The sequence below is a fragment of the Dyadobacter beijingensis DSM 21582 genome, assembly GCF_000382205.1.
Lineage (GTDB): Bacteria > Bacteroidota > Bacteroidia > Cytophagales > Spirosomataceae > Dyadobacter > Dyadobacter beijingensis.
On the sequence record NZ_KB907797.1, the window covers coordinates 1 to 2,985 of the forward strand.

The window sequence follows — 2,985 nt, forward strand, 5'->3', positions numbered from 1 at the left end:
GTCCGCCGCAGCGGTTTAAAGTTCATGAGTGATTCTCACTCATTGACTTTTGGCTCTGAACTTTGAACTCTTTTCATGTCATATTGGAAGTAGAAGAGATGAAGATAAAGGTTAAATGTGCAAGCTGTTGGGTAATTAGTACTGCTCAGCTAAGTGTATTTCGACACGTGTACCTGCAGCCTATCAACGTCGTAGTCTACAACGACCCTTATGTGGAAGATTCATCTTCGGGCTAGTTTCGCACTTAGATGCTTTCAGCGCTTATCTATTCCCCACATAGCTACCCGGCCATGCTACTGGCGTAACAACCGGCTCACCAGCGGTGGGTCCACCTCGGTCCTCTCGTACTAAAGGCAGCCCCCGTCAATCTTCCTACGCCCACCACAGATAGGGACCGAACTGTCTCACGACGTTCTGAACCCAGCTCGCGTGCCACTTTAATCGGCGAACAGCCGAACCCTTGGGACCTTCTCCAGCCCCAGGATGTGACGAGCCGACATCGAGGTGCCAAACCTCCCCGTCGATGTGAGCTCTTGGGGGAGATCAGCCTGTTATCCCCGGCGTACCTTTTATCCTTTGAGCGATGGCCCTTCCATACAGAACCACCGGATCACTATACCCTGGTTTCCCACCTGCTCGACCCGTCGGTCTCGCAGTCAAGCCTGCTTGTACTATTGCACTCCACACACGGTTACCAAGCGTGTTGAGCAGACCTTTGGAAGCCTCCGTTACACTTTTGGAGGCGACCACCCCAGTCAAACTACCCACCATGCACGGTCCTGCTCATTGAGCAGTTAGATCCCAGGCCAGCGAAGGGTGGTATTTCAACGTTGGCTCCTGAACGCCTGGCGACGCCCAATCACAGCCTCCCACCTATCCTACACATCCCTGACCCGAAAACAATGCAAAGCTATAGTAAAGGTGCACGGGGTCTTTCCGTCCCGTGGCGGGTAAGCGGCATCTTCACCGCTACTACAATTTCACCGAGCTCACGGCCGAGACAGTGCCCAGATCGTTACACCATTCGTGCAGGTCGGAACTTACCCGACAAGGAATTTCGCTACCTTAGGACCGTTATAGTTACGGCCGCCGTTTACTGGGGCTTCGATTCAATGCTTCTCTTGCGATGACATCCCCTCTTAACCTTCCAGCACCGGGCAGGTGTCAGGCCCTATACGTCAACTTTCGTTTTGGCAGAGCCCTGTGTTTTTGCTAAACAGTCGCCTGGGCCATTTCTCTGCGGCCTCTCTTTGCAGAGGAGGCTCCCCTTCTCCCGAAGTTACAGGGTTAATTTGCCGAGTTCCTTAGCCGTGATTCACTCGAGCACCTTAGAATATTCTTCTCGACTACCTGTGTCGGTTTACGGTACGGGCTGCATACAGCTGGCGTTTCAAAAGCTTTTCTTGGAAGCGTCTTCGATGATTCGCTTTGCCCGTAGGCTCGGCTCAACGCACTATTCCGTCAGTACGTACCATCCACGTCGCTCCGTCACTTTTTCACACTGCATGCAGGGGCAGGAATATTAACCTGCTGTCCATCGGGGGTCGCCTGTCGGCTATCCCTTAGGCCCCGCCTAACCCTCCGTTGATTAGCATAGCGGAGGAATCCTTAGTCTTTCGGTGTGCGGATTTCTCATCCGCATTATCGTTACTTATGCCTACATTTGCTTTTCTCACCAGTCCAGCCAAGCTCACGCTTAACCTTCACCCCTGTGAGAATGCTCCCCTACCGATATGTATAAATACAATCGCATAGCTTCGGTAATATGCTTGATGCCCGTTTATTATCGATGCCCGCCCCGCTCGACCAGTGAGCTGTTACGCACTCTTTAAATGTATAGCTGCTTCCAAGCTAACATCCTGGCTGTCTCTGCAGTCGGACCCCCTTAGTTCAACTTAGCATATATTTTGGGACCTTAGCTGATGCTCTGGGTTGTTCCCCTCTCGGACTGGGACCTTAGCACCCCAGCCCTCACTGCCGTGTATATCATGCCCCATTCGGAGTTTGTCAGAATTTGGTAGGATTTGACTCCCCCTAGTCCTATCAGTAGCTCTACCTGAACATGACTCAACCACAACGCTGTTCCTAAAAACATTTCGGGGAGTACGAGCTATTTCTCAGTTTGATTGGCCTTTCACCCCTACCCTCAGTTCATCCGAAAACTTTTCAACGTTTACCGGTTCGGTCCTCCACGATGTGTTACCAGCGCTTCAACCTGACCAAGGGTAGATCACAAAGTTTCGCGTCTACGGCCACTGACTAATCGCCCTATTCAGACTCGCTTTCGCTTCGGCTCCTGTTCTTCAAACATTAACCTTGCCAGTAACCGTAACTCGTAGGCTCATTATGCAAAAGGCACGCCGTCACCCGTAGGCTCCGACCGCTTGTAAGCGCATGGTTTCAAGTTCTATTTCACCCCGTTGCTCACGGTACTTTTCACCTTTCCCTCACGGTACTCGTTCACTATCGGTCTCTCAGGAGTATTTAGCCTTGGCGGATGGTGCCGCCGGATTCAGAGGGGATTTCACCGGTCCCCACTTACTCAGGATACCCACTCAGATAAATTCACTGCCTGTACGGGATTCTCACCCTCTACGATTGGCCTTCCCATGCCATTCCAGTTCGCTATTTATCCACTTGGTGGGTCCTACAACCCCACTCTGGCCGTAACCAAAGTGGTTTGGGCTGTTCCGTGTTCGCTCGCCACTACTTACGGAATCACTATTGTTTTCTTCTCCTGCGGGTACTTAGATGTTTCAGTTCCCCGCGTTTGCCCCCCGTAGGGTAATCAGGCTTCACCTGACTGGGTTGCCCCATTCGGATATCTATGGATCAATGCATATGTGCTGCTCCCCATAGCTTTTCGCAGCTTATCACGTCCTTCATCGCCTCTGAGAGCCTAGGTATCCCCCATGCGCCCTTAATTCGCTTGCGCGACTTTATTCTTCTTCTCTTCTACTTTACCAATATGTCAATGAACTCGTT

The 2,985-nt window shown here is 51.6% G+C and carries 1 rRNA gene; it reads right to left on the reverse strand.

The features are described from left to right. Window positions 1-115: 115 nt before the first annotated feature. Window positions 116-2,935: ribosomal RNA gene (locus H144_RS0131250) — 23S ribosomal RNA — on the reverse strand. Between the last annotated feature and the right edge of the window lie 50 nt (window positions 2,936-2,985).